Annotated in this window: 15 protein-coding genes; 8 read left to right on the forward strand and 7 right to left on the reverse strand. The window is 65.9% G+C overall.

Annotated features, from left to right (window positions below; translation table 11 throughout):
* Positions 1–24: 24 nt before the first annotated feature.
* Positions 25–3,138 carry a DEAD/DEAH box helicase gene (locus HGG74_RS00485; RefSeq protein ID WP_205761150.1) on the forward strand — a complete coding sequence of 1,038 codons (3,114 nt, stop codon included), beginning with the start codon at positions 25–27 and terminating at the stop codon, positions 3,136–3,138.
* Positions 3,139–3,182: 44 nt separating this feature from the next.
* On the opposite strand, the gene HGG74_RS00490 is transcribed toward HGG74_RS00485, so the two are convergent.
* Positions 3,183–3,641, reverse strand: coding sequence for a hypothetical protein (locus tag HGG74_RS00490; RefSeq protein ID WP_168484392.1), 459 nt, complete (start codon positions 3,639–3,641; stop codon positions 3,183–3,185).
* A 117-nt stretch (positions 3,642–3,758) separates the two neighbouring features.
* Here HGG74_RS00490 and HGG74_RS00495 point away from each other — a divergent pair, with 117 nt between their 5' ends.
* The 4 genes from HGG74_RS00495 to HGG74_RS00510 all read left to right on the forward strand — a co-directional run bounded on the left by HGG74_RS00495 (position 3,759) and on the right by HGG74_RS00510 (position 7,996).
* Entirely contained in the window at positions 3,759–5,327 is a 1,569-nt protein-coding gene (locus tag HGG74_RS00495) for a cation:proton antiporter (RefSeq protein ID WP_168484393.1), read from the forward strand.
* 239 nt (positions 5,328–5,566) lie between these two features.
* The gene (locus tag HGG74_RS21115) at positions 5,567–6,367 is read left to right on the forward strand and encodes a hypothetical protein (protein WP_205761108.1); all 801 of its coding nucleotides are present in this window, start codon (positions 5,567–5,569) and stop codon (positions 6,365–6,367) included.
* A 202-nt stretch (positions 6,368–6,569) separates the two neighbouring features.
* A complete protein-coding gene (locus HGG74_RS00505; protein WP_168484394.1) occupies positions 6,570–7,154 on the forward strand; it encodes a cupin domain-containing protein in 585 nt (194 codons plus the stop codon).
* A gap of 29 nt (positions 7,155–7,183) precedes the next feature.
* Positions 7,184–7,996, forward strand: a complete 813-nt coding sequence (locus HGG74_RS00510) for a shikimate 5-dehydrogenase (RefSeq protein ID WP_312856676.1) — start codon at positions 7,184–7,186, stop codon at positions 7,994–7,996.
* Positions 7,997–8,054: 58 nt separating this feature from the next.
* On the opposite strand, the gene HGG74_RS00515 is transcribed toward HGG74_RS00510, so the two are convergent.
* From HGG74_RS00515 to HGG74_RS00540, 6 genes are all read right to left on the reverse strand, one after another.
* Complete coding sequence (locus HGG74_RS00515; RefSeq protein ID WP_168484395.1) at positions 8,055–8,408, reverse strand: LapA family protein; 354 nt, start codon at positions 8,406–8,408, stop codon at positions 8,055–8,057.
* 78 nt (positions 8,409–8,486) lie between these two features.
* Positions 8,487–9,290 carry a DUF2382 domain-containing protein gene (locus tag HGG74_RS00520; protein WP_168484396.1) on the reverse strand — a complete coding sequence of 268 codons (804 nt, stop codon included), beginning with the start codon at positions 9,288–9,290 and terminating at the stop codon, positions 8,487–8,489.
* Positions 9,291–9,417: 127 nt separating this feature from the next.
* The gene (locus tag HGG74_RS00525; RefSeq protein WP_168484397.1) at positions 9,418–9,840 is read right to left on the reverse strand and encodes a hypothetical protein; all 423 of its coding nucleotides are present in this window, start codon (positions 9,838–9,840) and stop codon (positions 9,418–9,420) included.
* The gene (locus tag HGG74_RS00530) at positions 9,837–10,286 is read right to left on the reverse strand and encodes a phage holin family protein (RefSeq protein WP_168484398.1); all 450 of its coding nucleotides are present in this window, start codon (positions 10,284–10,286) and stop codon (positions 9,837–9,839) included. Before HGG74_RS00530 ends, HGG74_RS00525 begins: the two co-directional genes overlap by 4 nt.
* On the reverse strand, positions 10,283–11,032 hold the full coding sequence (locus HGG74_RS00535) for a hypothetical protein (RefSeq protein ID WP_168484399.1): 750 nt from the start codon (positions 11,030–11,032) through the stop codon (positions 10,283–10,285). Before HGG74_RS00535 ends, HGG74_RS00530 begins: the two co-directional genes overlap by 4 nt.
* 276 nt (positions 11,033–11,308) lie before the next feature.
* Positions 11,309–12,400: a YihY/virulence factor BrkB family protein gene (locus tag HGG74_RS00540; protein ID WP_168484400.1), complete on the reverse strand. Its 1,092-nt coding sequence runs from the start codon at positions 12,398–12,400 to the stop codon at positions 11,309–11,311.
* Between the two features lie 266 nt (positions 12,401–12,666).
* Between HGG74_RS00540 and HGG74_RS00545 the strand changes: the two genes are divergently transcribed.
* Genes HGG74_RS00545 through HGG74_RS00555 form a run of 3 tightly spaced genes read left to right on the forward strand, consistent with a single transcriptional unit; the run spans position 12,667 to position 13,373 of the window.
* The gene (locus HGG74_RS00545; protein WP_168484401.1) at positions 12,667–12,891 is read left to right on the forward strand and encodes a hypothetical protein; all 225 of its coding nucleotides are present in this window, start codon (positions 12,667–12,669) and stop codon (positions 12,889–12,891) included.
* Positions 12,892–12,912: 21 nt separating this feature from the next.
* A complete protein-coding gene (locus HGG74_RS00550) occupies positions 12,913–13,146 on the forward strand; it encodes a zinc-ribbon domain-containing protein (protein ID WP_168484402.1) in 234 nt (77 codons plus the stop codon).
* Positions 13,147–13,181: 35 nt separating this feature from the next.
* Complete coding sequence (locus HGG74_RS00555) at positions 13,182–13,373, forward strand: hypothetical protein (protein WP_168484403.1); 192 nt, start codon at positions 13,182–13,184, stop codon at positions 13,371–13,373.
* The last annotated feature ends 65 nt before the right edge of the window (positions 13,374–13,438 follow it).

A 13,438-nucleotide genomic window follows, 5' to 3' on the forward strand; every position in this document is an offset into this window, starting at 1 on the left:
ATTGGGGGAGAAGCAACAGGCTCGCTGCCTGAAGGTCTGTACGAGTCTCTGCATACGGAGTCACTTGAGCGGCGTCTGGAGCAGGCGCCGGAGTATCAGGCGAACTTCGAGAAGGTGGATCCGGAGGAGGCCGCCGAGATCCTGGCCAGGCATATCGCCGATATGGTCAGGATCACGCTTTCCTCGGCTAAGCCGGAAGATCGCCTGGCTGTGGCCAACAGGATGCTGCAGGCCATCCAGGCCGGAGACTCCATCAAGGACGGCCCGCAGCAGCTACTCTCGCTTCACGCGCCGGAGAAGCTGCGGGGCCGAAACCTCCGCCGGCCGACGACGGCGCTTTCGGACTCGGCGCTGCTGACGAACGGCAAAGACGATCCAAACCTTGCGGCTGAACTGCGTGCGGAGATGGCCTCGGCCAACACGGTCGACCTGCTCTGCGCGTTTATCCGTTGGAACGGCCTGCGTCTGCTGGAAAGCGCCCTCGAGGAACTGAAGGAACGTGGGGCCCGGATTCGGGTGATCACCACGACGTACATGGGTGCGACGGAACGGCGCGCCGTGGACGAACTGGTCCGCCGCTACGGAGCTGAGGTTCGGATCAACTATGAAACCCAATCCACGCGCCTCCACGCAAAGGCCTGGCTGTTCCGCCGCAACACGGGTTTCAACACCGCTTATGTCGGAAGCTCGAACCTCAGCAGATCAGCGCTCGTGGACGGTCTGGAATGGAACGTCCGGCTGTCCTCAGTGGCTACTCCCGCGCTGTTGAACAAGTTCCAGGTGACTTTCGACAGCTATTGGGAACAGCGCGCTTTCGTTCCCTACAACCCGGACACGGACTGGGAACGGCTCGACGCCGCCCTGGAGCGTAACGGCGGCACTACCGCCATGCAGCCGATGGGGGAGACCGGCCTCGAGGTGCAGCCGCATCTGCACCAGGCGGAGATGCTTGAGGAACTGGAAGCGGCCCGGGCAGTCCAGGGACACCATCGAAACTTGATCGTCGCCGCCACGGGCACCGGCAAGACTGTGTTGGCAGCCCTGGATTACAAGCGGCTGTGCGACGACGCCGGACATCAGCTGAGACTCCTGTTCGTCGCTCATCGCAAGGAGATTCTGGAACAGTCCCTACGAACCTATCGCGCGGTCATGCAGAGCGGTTCGTTCGGTGAGTTGTATGTCGGCGAGCACAAGCCAACCCGGTGGAACCACGTCTTCGCCAGCGTCCAGTCGCTGGCGTCGAAGGGCATTGAGCAAATCGAACCGGACCATTTCGACGTCGTCGTCATCGACGAGTTCCACCACGCCGATGCTCCGACCTACCGGAAGATCATCGACCATCTCCGCCCGCAGGAATTGCTCGGTCTGACAGCCACGCCGGAGCGCGGCGACGGCGTCAATGTTGCCGACGAGTTTTTCGGTGGCCGAACGGCCAGCGAGCTGCGGCTTTGGGATGCGCTCGACGCGGATCTGCTGGTGCCGTTCCACTACTTCGGACTGGCCGACGACGTTGACCTAAGCCAGGTGGAATGGAAACGCGGCAACTACGACGTCGAGGCCTTGAGCATCTTGTACACGGGCAACCACGCCCGTGCGGCCAAGGTGATCAAGGAACTGCGCGACAAGGTGCTCAGTACCAGGGAAATGCGGGCCATCGGCTTCTGCGTCTCGGTCCAGCATGCGCGCTACATGTCCGAAGTGTTCAACCGTGCCGGCATCACGTCCGTGGCCGTCTCGGGCGATACGAACAGCGACGACCGGGCTGCGGCCCTGGCTAGGCTGCGCAGCAAGGAGATCAGCTGCATCTTCGCCGTCGACCTATTCAACGAAGGCCTGGACGTGCCGGAAGTGGACACGATCCTGTTGCTGCGTCCGACGCAGAGCTCAACGATCTTCCTGCAGCAGCTCGGCCGCGGCCTTCGGCGGGCTGAGGACAAGGCAGTGCTCACCGTTCTGGATTTCATCGGCCAGCAGCGCCGCGAATTCCGTTTTGACCCGAAGTTCCGTGCGCTGACGGGAACCAGCCGGGCGGGACTAGTCAAGCAGATCGAGGATGAGTTCCCGCTGCTGCCCTCCGGCTGCCAGGTCATCCTGGACCGGGTGGCACAGCAGACCGTGCTGGACAACATCAAGACGCAGCTTCGCTTCAACCGTAAACAACTGGTCGCCGATGTGCGCTCGCACGCTGAGGTGCTGCTGGAGGACTACCTGCGCGAGTCCGGGCGGGACCTCACCGAGGTATATCGGAAGACCGGTGACTCCTGGACTTCGCTGATCCGCGAGGCAGGGCTGATTGAGACCGGTATGCCCTCCGTCCTGCGCGAGGACCGGTCAATTTTCGAGGAGCAACTGGTACTCAAGAAGATGACAGCGCTGCTGCACGTAGATGATCCGGAACGGGCTGAAGTGTATACATCGCTCGTTTCCCCGGATGCTCCGTCCTATGAGAACTTGGGGGAGCGGCAGAAGATCCTGGCGCGGATGCTGTTCTTTACCCTGTGGCCTGAGGGGGGAGGATTTGAAAAGTACGACCACGGTTTCGAGCAGTTGCGTGCCTATCCCTATGCCTGCTCCGAGATCAGTCAGCTGATGAAGCTCGGCCTCCAGGCTGCCCGGCATATGCCTAAGGGGCTGGGGCAAGGATTGAACCATGTTCCGCTCTACTCACATGGGACGTACGGGCCGAACGAAGTGCTGGCAGCGTTGGGACGCAAATCACTTGAACGAGACGCTGATAGAAAGTTCATACTCACAGGAGGCGTTGCATGGTGTGCCCCGGAACAGACGGACGCGCTCTTCGTGACGATCAAGAAAGATCAGAAGCGTCATTCGATTACGACTAATTACCGGGACTATGCAGTAAGCACAGATCTATTTCACTGGGAGTCCCAGAACGCTACATCGCCAAAGAGCCCTGTAGGCCGGCGTTACCTGGATCGCAAGGGTCACGGTTCCCGGATCATTCTGCTCACTCGAGAAAGAGCTGAGAACGACTTCGGGGTGACTATGCCATTCATCTGCTTGGGACAAGTCGATTACGTACAGCACTCGGGTGAGAAACCGATTGCGATTCACTGGAAGCTGCATCGACCAATGCCGACTGACATTTATTCAGATTCAGCAGCTGTGGCTAGGTAATGACCTGCTATAGTAATCAATCGCCTGAGCATGTGTACGGTTTTCTAGAAATTCTGCGCACTGTCGAACGATTCTGACGCAAGTCGCCAGCGCGCACGTTCCGTCAGTTCCCGAGCCAGTTCGCGTATTCTAACTGGAGGCGGCTGATGGTCGGAAATATCTTGTCGACTAACGTAAGGAATTAGTTCTTCTAGTAGCCTGCTTGCTTTGTCCCCAGTTGCTTTGTCGTCAAAGGCACGTAGGCGCGCAGCGATCCGGGCCATATCAACAGTATGAGGGCGTTCATATTTGTCGGGACGTCCTGCGATATACCAGTGTTCTACCCAGCCCGTCCATCCCAGTAAATCGACATATGTCTGGGACCTTAGTTCCCACAGGCGTAAGCGGAATTCCCGTGCTGAGGTGTGTTTCTGAGTCATGTTCACCCCAATCAGCCCAACCAAGGCTCCTATGGCGACCCCGATGACCGAAAGTGCTGGCGGAATTATCGTGTTCAGTTCCATGCACTGATACTAAGTGGGTGTGGCAGTTCGGCATTCATCTGACTTCTGCAGCAACCTCCCAGCCACCCCCGATACCCTAGAAGGCACCCCCTGCCACACCCCTAGGAGGCCATGCCTATGGACCAGCTTGCGCTCATCGTCGGACTGCTCTTTTCCACCGTGCTGGCCGTGGGCCTGGGGGAGCGGCTGCGGCTGCCGTATCCGGTGCTGATGCTGCTGCTGGCGGTGGCGCTGACGTTCATTCCGGGGTTCCCGCAGGCCCACATTGAGCCGGAGCTGATCCTGCCGCTGTTCCTGCCGCCGCTGCTGTTCGCCACGGCGCAGCGCAGTTCCTGGGCGGTGTTCCGGATCCGCTGGCGCACCATCGTGATGTTCGCCGTCGCGCTGGTGGTGGTGACGGTGGCCCTGGTGGCCGGTGCCGCGTGGCTGTTGATCCCGGGGATCGGGATTCCGGCGGCGATCGCGCTGGGGGCGATGGTGGCGCCGCCGGACCCGGTGGCGGTGGAGTCGGTGGCGGGCCGAGTGCACATGCCGCGCCGGCTGCTGACCACGCTGCAGAGCGAGGGCCTGTTCAACGACGCCGCGGCGATCGTGATCTTCCAGGCGGCGGCGGCCGCCGCGGTCACCGAGACCGAGGTGGGCAGCGGACTGCTGCTGCAGTTCCTAGTCGGGGCTGTCATCGCGGCCGCGCTGGGCTACGGGATGGGCTGGCTGACCGGGATGGTCACGCACTTTGTCCATTCGCTGGTGGCGCGCAGCGCCATCACGCTGGTGATGCCGTTCGCCGTCTACATCCTGGCCGAGCAGCTGCACGCCTCCGGCGTCGTCGCCGTCGTCGTCACGGCGCTGGAAATCAAGCGCCGGGCGCGGCCGCAGGACGCGGGGGAGCGGATCACGCGCACGGCGTTCTGGGACGTGGTGGAGATGCTGGCCACGGGTCTGGCGTTCGGCCTGATGGGGCTGGAGATGCGCGAGGTGATCCAGGAAGAGGGCACTGCCGTCTTCGGCATGGCGGGCATGGCCGCGGCGGTGTGCGCGATCGTCGTCGCGGTGCGGTTCGGCTGGATGGCGCTGGCGATGTGGATCGGGCGCCGGCGGGAAGGGGTGTTGCCGCCGACGTCGTGGAAGGACGTGCTGATCCTGTCCTGGTGCGGGATGCGCGGGCTGGCCACGCTGGCGCTGGCGCTGTCCATGCCTGCGACGCTGGCCGACGGCGCGGAATTCGCGCCGCGGCAGGAGATCACGGTGATTGCTTGCGCGGTGCTGCTGGTGACGCTGGTGCTGCCGGGGCTGACCCTGCCGTGGCTGATGAAGGTGCTCGGGGCCCAGGCCACCGGGGCGGAGGAGCGGGAGGCCGCGGTGGTGCTGGCCGGCCGGGCGCAGGAGGCGGCCGTGGCGGCGCTGCAGGATTCGGATGTGCTCCAGGACCTGCCCGAGGACAAGGTGGAGCTGGTCAAGGCCCGGATGAAGCGGCTGAGGGCAGAACTGCTGGGCGCGGTGCCGGCCGGGCCCAGGCGGAAGCCGCGCGATGAAGAGCGGGAACTGCTGGCGGCGGTGCAGACGATCGCGCTGGCGGCGGCGCGCCAGGAGGTGCTGGCGGCGCGGAACGAGCCGGACACGGATCCTGAGGTGGCGGACCGGGTGCTGCGGCAGCTGGACCTGCGCACGCTGGTGATGCCGGACTAAGCCGCTTAGGGACGGCAGCCGTTCACCCCAAACGACCGCCTGCGTCCTATTTTGGCCGAAACAATGTCACTGATGGAGCATTCGGAGCTGTTGCCAGAAATGTCCAAGCTCTCGGAATTACAGTAGGGCGATCGTAAGTTGCCGAATCTGGATGGGGGTCTATGATGCGGAAGCGAGGGCCTGCGGATCAATCCACAGACGTGGGAGATGGGACCAAGGCAATTAAGCAGAATTCCATCTTGGCTGCCATAGATACGGCGCTCCGTATTCAGGCTCCTGCAGCTGCCGACTTCGTTCAACGACTACGGACGAAGGACCCTGATGCCTCGCCTCAGGAGCTCCTGACGAAGCTTGAGAAGCGCTTTCTGGCCATGACAACCTCCACCGGTACAGCCGTGGGCGGCAGCGCGGCTGCCCCGGGTGCTGGAACGGGAATCGGTATGGCGCTGACTGCTGGAGAATCTCTCGCCGCCCTCGGTGCCGCCGTCTTCTACATCCTTGCAACAGCAGAAGTCCATCAAATCAAGATTCAGGAACTCGAGCGAAAGCGCACCCTTGTGCTGGGAATTCTTCTGGGTCGGAGCGCAGACAGGGTTGTCGGCAGTGTGGCTGGCCGTACGGGGAAGCATTGGGCAAGGGCAGCGGTGAATTCCGTTCCTTTGTCCACCATCAGACAGATCAACAAAGTCCTCGGCGTCGATTTCGTCACCCGATATGGAACCAGGCAAGGCATCACAGTGCTGGGCCGCGTGATCCCCTTTGGGGTTGGTGCTGCTATCCGCGGTGGCGTCAACTTTGCCATGGGTTATGCAATCGTGAAATCAACGCGGGCCGCATTTGGCCCGTTGGAGGCCCGGTATCTGGCCCCCTCGACCAGTGGGCTGCAGGTATCAACAGCGTCCGGCAGCCTTCAGGTATCAACCGCCCCCAGCAGTCCTCGGTCATCAACGGCGCTTAGTCGGGTTACGAACGCGTCTTTTTGTCTCGCCGCGGCTGCAGGACTGTGCTTGTTATTTGCGCTGGAGATCTGGACTCACTGATCGAACTTGCGGCGATATGCCTGATTTCAGCGGCCCGTCACGAGGTGCTGGCGGCGCGGAACGAGCGGGACATGAATCCGGAGGTGGCGGGCCGGGTGCTGCGGCAGCTGGACCTGCGCACGCTGGTGATGCCGGACTGACGGCCACACGGATGCGGGACATTCCGGGCCGCCGGGAGTAGCATGCTGCCGGGGTGGTAGCCATGAAATGGACTGCAGACCAGATCGCCGAGATGCGCACGGGCCGGTCGACCTACCGGGACACCGGACAGGGTACGGCGCTGACCTGGCTCCGTACCGGCCAGGAGACCGGCGGGGAGTACAGCCTGCTGTACGCCGAGTATGAGCCGGGGATCGAGGTTTTCCCGCACTACCACACGCTCTACTCCGAGAGCATCCACATGCTCGAGGGCACCCTCACCGGTCGGGTCGGTGGCCGGGACGTCCGGGTCGAGGCCGGTGAGGACGTCCTGGTGCCGCCGAAAGTGGTGCACCAGTGGCTGAGCGCCGGGTCGCGGACCCTGCAGTTCCTCCTGGAAGTCCGTCCCGCCCATCCCGGTTTCGAGAAGTGGCTGGTCACGCTCCAAAACATGGCCACCGCCGGGCTGACCCACCCGGACGGGCGGCCGAAGAACCTTTTCCACGGCGCGCTGATCCTCGTGGAGTCCGACATCCATCCTGCCGGCCGGTCCCGGCTGATGGCACCGCTCCTGACGCTGCTGGCCCGCCAGGCGCGCCGCAAGGGCATCGACCGGCAGCTCCTGGACCGGTACTACCGCCCCAGCTGAGGGGACGGCGCCGCGTGTAGCCTTGGACCGTGCCGATCCTGAACAAAGACATGACCCTGTGCATTTCGCTCGCCGGACGCCCGAGCAACATCGGCACGCGCTTCCACAACTACCTCTATGACGAGCTGGGCCTGAACTTCATCTACAAGGCCTTCACCACCACTGACCTGCCGGCGGCGATCGGGGGCGTGCGGGCGCTGGGGATCCGCGGCTGCTCGGTGTCCATGCCGTTCAAGGATGACGTGATCGCGCTGGTGGACCGGATGGATGCCTCCGCTGCCGCGATCGACTCGGTGAACACGATTGTCAACGACGACGGCGTGCTGACCGCGTACAACACCGACTACCTGGCGGTCGCCAGCCTGCTGGAACAGCATGGGGTGCCTGCCGATTCGACGGTGATGCTGCGCGGTTCCGGCGGCATGGCCAAGGCGGTGGCGGCGGCGCTGAAGGACGCCGGGTTCAGCGAGGTGACCGTTGTTGCCCGCAACGAGGGGACCGGCCGCAGGCTGGCCGACCTTTACGGCTTCGACTGGCAGCCCGGCGCCGGGGAAGCCGCAGCGGAGCTGCTGATCAATGTCACCCCGCTGGGCATGGCCGGCGCGGAGGAGGACGCGCTGTCCTTTGACCTGGAAACGGTAGCCGGCGCGCAGACCGTGTTCGACGTCGTCGCGTTCCCCGCCGAAACTCCGCTGATCACGGCCGCCCGGGCCGCCGGCAAGCCGGTGATCACCGGTGCCGAGGTCATCGCGCTGCAGGCAGCAGAACAGTTCGTGCTCTACACGGGCATGCGCCCGAGCCCGGAACAGGTCGCAGCGGCGAGCGAGTTCTCCCGGGCATAAGGCCCGGGGTCCGCCGGAATCTGCGGCTCCAACGGCTTTCAGGGCCGCATGCGGCTGCCTACCGCGCCCGCCGGTGCTGTTCGAACCGCGCCTGCAGGCGCAGCTGGATGATCCGTGCCGCCCCCGCGATGGCAACCAGGACGCCGCCGATGACGGCGGCAATGAACAGGGCCAGGCCGAGGGAGACCTGACCATCGAAGGCGAAATAGTGCAGCGGGACGGTGTGCTGGTTCTGGGCAATGAAGACAATGAGCAGAATCAGCAGCACCAGCGCGCCGACGGTGGCAGTCCAGAGCATCCCGGCGCGCGTGGCCCGTCGTGTAGCTGGGCTTGGGGTGCCGGCAGGCCCTGCCGTCTTGGGCTCAGGGGTTTCACGCGGCGGGGTGTCGGGTGCGGTCGGATCTTGCGCCATGGATGCATCCTTCTGGAGGGAGTGCGGCTGGGAGAGGAAGGGCACCCGCCCTTCCTCTCCCAGTAAGCACCTTCGAGGTCAGCGCCGGCGGCGGGTGTCGTCGTCGGCCTCGATCTGTTCCTTGCGCACGTCCGCGGAGACGGTCTCCTGGTCGGTGACGGTGTCGGTCTCCAGCCGGACCCGTTCGACCGGGACGGTTTCCTTCTGCACCACGGGGCGTTCCTCGTGCAGGGTGACCTCGTGTTCGGCCTCGGTCAGGTCGGGGCCGGAGAGGGCCGCGTCCCGGTTGGCGTCGGTGATGGGCTCGCGCTCGAGGCGGACCTCCTCGCGCTGGACCGGCACCGTTTTCGTGACGTTCTCGGTCACGATGTACTTGCGCAGCCGGGCCCGGCCGGTTTCCCGGGATTCGGTGCCGACGTGCAGCTGCTCCTCGGAGCGGGTCATCGCGTCATCGGTGGTGGGACCGGAGGTGTCATAGCCCGGGGTGCCGGCGGCGGTGTCCGCGTAACCGGCGGTGCCTGCGGTCCCTTCGGTCCCGGCATAGCCGCCACCGTAGGTGCCCGTCCCGGCCAGGCCGTAGTGCCGGTACAGCCGGTCCTCCTCGTCCTCGCTCAGCTGCCCGTCCGGGTCGATGCGCGGGGCGTCCTTAACCTGGTCCTTGGTGTAGGGGACGCGGATGTCGTCACCGTCGATGCTGGCGCCGTCGAGCGGGACGAAGGTTTCGGAGGTGCCGAACAGGCCGGTCTTGACGGTGGCCCAGTTCGGCTCCTGCGTGCCGTCATCGAGGTAGAGCTCCCCGAGCGAGCCGATCTTCCTGCCCTCGGGGTCGACGATGTTGGCGTTGCTTCCGGCGAGGCGGTTGATGTGTTCCAAGGTGATCATGCGTCATCTCCTTTGTTTCCGCCGGGCGGGGATGAACCGTGCCCGGTTAGGTTCCGGCGGTGCCTTTCCGGCGCCGCCGGCCGGTTTGTGGGGGAGGGCTGTGCCGGGCGCTGCCCGGACAACCGGGTCAGGTGCGGGTGCCGGCGGAGGCATCCTGCACGTGGGCCTTGGCGTCCTGTGCCCGGTCCCTGACCTCGGCCGCGGCCACGCTGCCTTCCTGCTGCACGTGCCCGGCGGCGTCTGCGGCGGTGTCCTTCACCGACTGCACCGCATCCTGCGCGGAAGCCTTCATGTCCTGCGCCAGTTCCCGGGCGGCGCCGGCGGCTTCGGCCTTCAGCGGTCCGGCCTTGTCCTGCAGCGCGGCGGCTGCGTGCTTTTCCTTGTCACTGGCCGGTACCAGGGAGGCGGTCAGCAGGCCGGCGCCGAAGGCAATCAGCCCGGCGGCCAGGGGATTTCCCTGGGCCTTGGCGGCCGCCTGCTGCGGGACGCCGCCGAGGCCGGCGGGGGTGTGGTCGATGTCTTCGCGGAGTGTTGCGGGAGTGTGTGTCATCGGCTCACCTCATGAGGTTTGAGGGTCGGAGGGATTTCCTGAAGTGTTTCGGCGGTCTGCGGCAGTCCGCGGACCTGCTGCAGGTCCTTTTTGCCCTTGGCGGCCAGGACCGCTGCGGCAACGGCCCAGAGGAGGGCGACCACCAGGGCCGACCAGCCGAGGCCGATCAGGCTGCCCAGGGCCCACATCAGGGCCAGGGAGAGGAAGAGCAGCACGAAGTGGCCTGCGATGCCGGCACCGCCGAACATGCCGGCGCCCTTGGACGCCTTGCCGGCGGATTCCTTCAGCTCGGCCTTGGCCAGCTCGACTTCCTGGCGCATCAGCGTGGACAGATCCCGGGTCAGGTCGCCCATCAGGTCGCCCAGCGACTGGTGGCGGGCCTTCGCCTCGGCCTCGGTCTGCGGCGGCTGGTAGGCGCGGGCCGCGGGGGACTGGGTGCGGGTCATGAGCGCGGCAGCCGGTCGACGGGGTCAAGGCTCTGCGGCGGCGTGCCGGGGGCGATCGTGGGCTCTGCCGTCCACGGGTCGGCGGCCGGTCCTGCGCCTGCTGCCGGGCTGCCGGTGGTGCCGGCCGGGGTCCTGCCCGCCGTCGTCACGGGCTGCGCGGGTGTGCGCGGTGCCAAGGTCGGCTGGGCGGAATGCTGGCCTCCGGCGATGCCACGGGTAAGGCGGCCGGCCAGCAGGCCTGCGCCGGCGGCGATGGCGAGGAAGGTGCCGGGGCGCTGGCGGGCGAATCCTGTGGCTTCGGCCAGCAGCGATCCCGGATCCCGGGCCTCGAGCCAGCCGGCCACCTGCTCGGTGCGCCCGGCGGCCTGCTCGACCAGGCCGGCCACCGCGCCCTGGGCCTGGGAATTCCGGGCCATGGTGCGCAGTTCGCCGCCAACGGACCGCAGGCCCTCGGCGACCCGCTGCTGCTGCGCTCCGGCCTGGCTCTTCAGGTCCGATCCGAGCTGGCCGGCCAGGTTCCGGGCTTCGGCTCCGGCCTGCCGGGCAACGTGCCCGGCTTCCGCGGCGGCGGTGCCGGCCACCTGCTGTACGGCACCTGCGCCTTCCCGTGCTACGTCCTTGGCTTCCGCTGTGGCTGCCTCTTTGGCCGTTCCGGCCGTCGACGGGCTGGCTGCCGGCCGGGTCTGCGGGACGTCGATGGTCTCGGGCTCGAGTACTGCCCGGTCCTGCCGGTTCTGGATGGTCATGGTCGTACCTCCTCTTCCGGGATGCGTCGGACAACCTGCCGACATTTCGACCCAAACATGCCGGGTACTCCGGGGCAAGGCGCCGGCCGGGCGATCAGCGGCTCTGGTCGGGGTCCCGGCCGGGCGGTCCGCCCGCCGTTTTCCCTAGTGGGGCAGGGGTTCGGGGCGGTGCGGGGGCAGGGCGGAAATTGCCCGAAATTCCTGCCCATCCCTCCGGAAACGACGACGACGGCGGCAGGTGCCGCCGCCGTCGTTCCCGGTGTGGAGCCGGGGGCCTTATTCCCGGTCCGGGCGTCCGTGCCCTTCCCGAAGCCGGCGCCCGTGGTGGATGTCCTCCTTTTCCTTCTCCAGCCGCTTGTCGCTGGCCTTGGTGTCCCGGGCCGGCAGCTGGATGGAATCCTCGGCCTCGATCCCGGCCTGCAGCTGGCGGCCACGTTCCATTTCGGCGTCGAACTCGGCGCCGAAGAGCAGGGACATGTTGGCGATCCACAGCCACAGCAGCAGCACGATGACCCCGCCGATGGCCCCGTAGGTGCGGTTGTAGTTGCCGAAGTTGGACACGTAGAAGAAGAACCCGGCGGTGGCCAGGGCCAGGACCACCAGGGCGATGGCCGATCCCATGCTCATCCAGCGGAACTTGGGCTGCTTCACGTTCGGGGTGGCGTAGTAGAGCACGGCGATCATCAGGATGGCGAAGGCCACCAGGGCGGGCCATTTGGCGATGTTCCAGATGGCCACTGCCGGTCCGCCGAGGCCGACGGCGTTCCCGATGGCTTCGGCCAGCGGGCCCGAGACGATCAGCAGGATGGCCGCGATCGCCGCCATCACCAGCATCACCACGGTGACGAGCAGGGTGACCGGCCGCAGCTTCCAGAAGGGCCTGCCCTCCTCGACCTCGTAGATCCGGTTCATCGCCCGGCCAAAGGCGCCCACGTAGCCGGAGGCGGACCAGATGGCGCCGGCAAGGCCGACGATCAGGGCCAGGCCTGCGGTCGGCACGTTGGTCAGGCGCTGGATCGGCTGGCGCAGGGTGTTGACCACTTCGGGGCTGGCCACGCCCTCCACCACCTGGAGCATGATCTGGGTGGTCTGCTCGGCCTGGCCCACGACCCCGAGTAGGGAGACCAGGGCCAGCAGGGCGGGGAAGAGGGACAGGACGCCGAAGTAGGTCAGGGCCGCGGCCAGGTCCGTGCACTGGTCCCGGGAGAATTCCCGGATGGTGCGCTTGAGGACGTACTTCCACGACGGTTTCTTCACCTCGGCCGGGCTGTCCGGTTTCCTGCTGTCCTCGGGATCGGGGGCATTGCGGGTAGTGGTGGTGTCGTCCCCGGGGTTGTTGGTGCTGGCTGGATGGTTGCTGCTCGGCATGGAACTCTCCGGTTGCTGGTGGTGGATGGGCCCGTGGAAAGGCTGCCTTAGCTCCTTGTTGGCTGTAAGCAAAGCATGCTTAGCATCCGGGGGGCAATGCTGGCCGCGGCGCGTCGGCGGATCTGTCAAGGGGTTGTCCGCCGGGGCGGATCCGGGGAGAGTGGTAAGCACTCCGGGACGGCCGTCGGCCGGATTCCCGGGACGGTGCCCTCGGCGGTGCAGGGCACCGGAGCCGGAACGGAACTCAACGGAACGGAAGAAGCACCATGCAGATCGACAAGCAGCAGATCATCGACATCCTCCAGTCCATGGGCAAGAACGACCAGGCCTCCCAGGCGCAGTCGGACCTGCCCGACCAGGTGGACACCGAGCGGGATTCGGGGCTGCTTTCCAACCTCGGCATCGACGTCAACGACCTGCTCGGCCGGCTGCCCGGGGGCCTGGGCGAGAAGCTGGGCGGGCTGAAGGACTCATTCGGCGGCTTCGCCTGATCAGGCCGCTGGCAGGCACCAGTGCTGATCATTTTCGGCTTCACGCAGAAGCTGCGGCTGCTGTTCACCCGTCCCGGCACGTGCCCGCGCTGCGGGGTGCACGGGCCGCAGCGGATCATGGAGCGGGCCTCGAAGCTGACCGTCTTTTTCATTCCGCTGCTGACCACACGCCGGAGCTACTACTCGGAGTGCTGGAACTGCGGGCAGCAGACCGCACTCTCGCGGCAGCAGAAGGATGCCCTGGCGGCGGCGTAGGCGTTGTGTGACCTTAATAAGAGGAGGAGGTCCCGGTGACCACTGAAGGCAACGAACCAACCGAACCGGCCGACGACTCGGTGCATCCGAAGGATCCCGAGCCCGCGGACGAAACCAGCCCGCCGGGGCAGAACCCGCTTCAGTCCGGCGGCGGGCCGTCGTCGGAGAATGTGGACGGCGAGGCCGAGGGGGAAAACGCCAAGGAAACCGGCGGTTACGGCTTCTGAGCCCGGTCCGCCTGCATCCACGGTTGCGGGGCCGGTTTCCGGAACGTGTCCGGGGACCGGCCCCG

Origin of the sequence: Arthrobacter mobilis, assembly GCF_012395835.1 — a bacterium.
Lineage (GTDB): Bacteria > Actinomycetota > Actinomycetes > Actinomycetales > Micrococcaceae > Crystallibacter > Crystallibacter mobilis.

Bases quoted from the DNA above. Each gene is read 5' to 3' on its own strand.
- HGG74_RS00490 (WP_168484392.1), bottom strand. From the start codon at position 3,641: ATGGAACTGAACACGATAATTCCGCCAGCACTTTCGGTCATCGGGGTC.
- HGG74_RS00495 (WP_168484393.1), top strand. From the start codon at position 3,759: ATGGACCAGCTTGCGCTCATCGTCGGACTGCTCTTTTCCACCGTGCTG.
- HGG74_RS00505 (WP_168484394.1), top strand. From the start codon at position 6,570: ATGAAATGGACTGCAGACCAGATCGCCGAGATGCGCACGGGCCGGTCG.
- HGG74_RS00515 (WP_168484395.1), bottom strand. From the start codon at position 8,408: ATGGCGCAAGATCCGACCGCACCCGACACCCCGCCGCGTGAAACCCCT.
- HGG74_RS00520 (WP_168484396.1), bottom strand. From the start codon at position 9,290: ATGATCACCTTGGAACACATCAACCGCCTCGCCGGAAGCAACGCCAAC.
- HGG74_RS00525 (WP_168484397.1), bottom strand. From the start codon at position 9,840: ATGACACACACTCCCGCAACACTCCGCGAAGACATCGACCACACCCCC.
- HGG74_RS00530 (WP_168484398.1), bottom strand. From the start codon at position 10,286: ATGACCCGCACCCAGTCCCCCGCGGCCCGCGCCTACCAGCCGCCGCAG.
- HGG74_RS00535 (WP_168484399.1), bottom strand. From the start codon at position 11,032: ATGACCATCCAGAACCGGCAGGACCGGGCAGTACTCGAGCCCGAGACC.
- HGG74_RS00540 (WP_168484400.1), bottom strand. From the start codon at position 12,400: ATGCCGAGCAGCAACCATCCAGCCAGCACCAACAACCCCGGGGACGAC.
- HGG74_RS00545 (WP_168484401.1), top strand. From the start codon at position 12,667: ATGCAGATCGACAAGCAGCAGATCATCGACATCCTCCAGTCCATGGGC.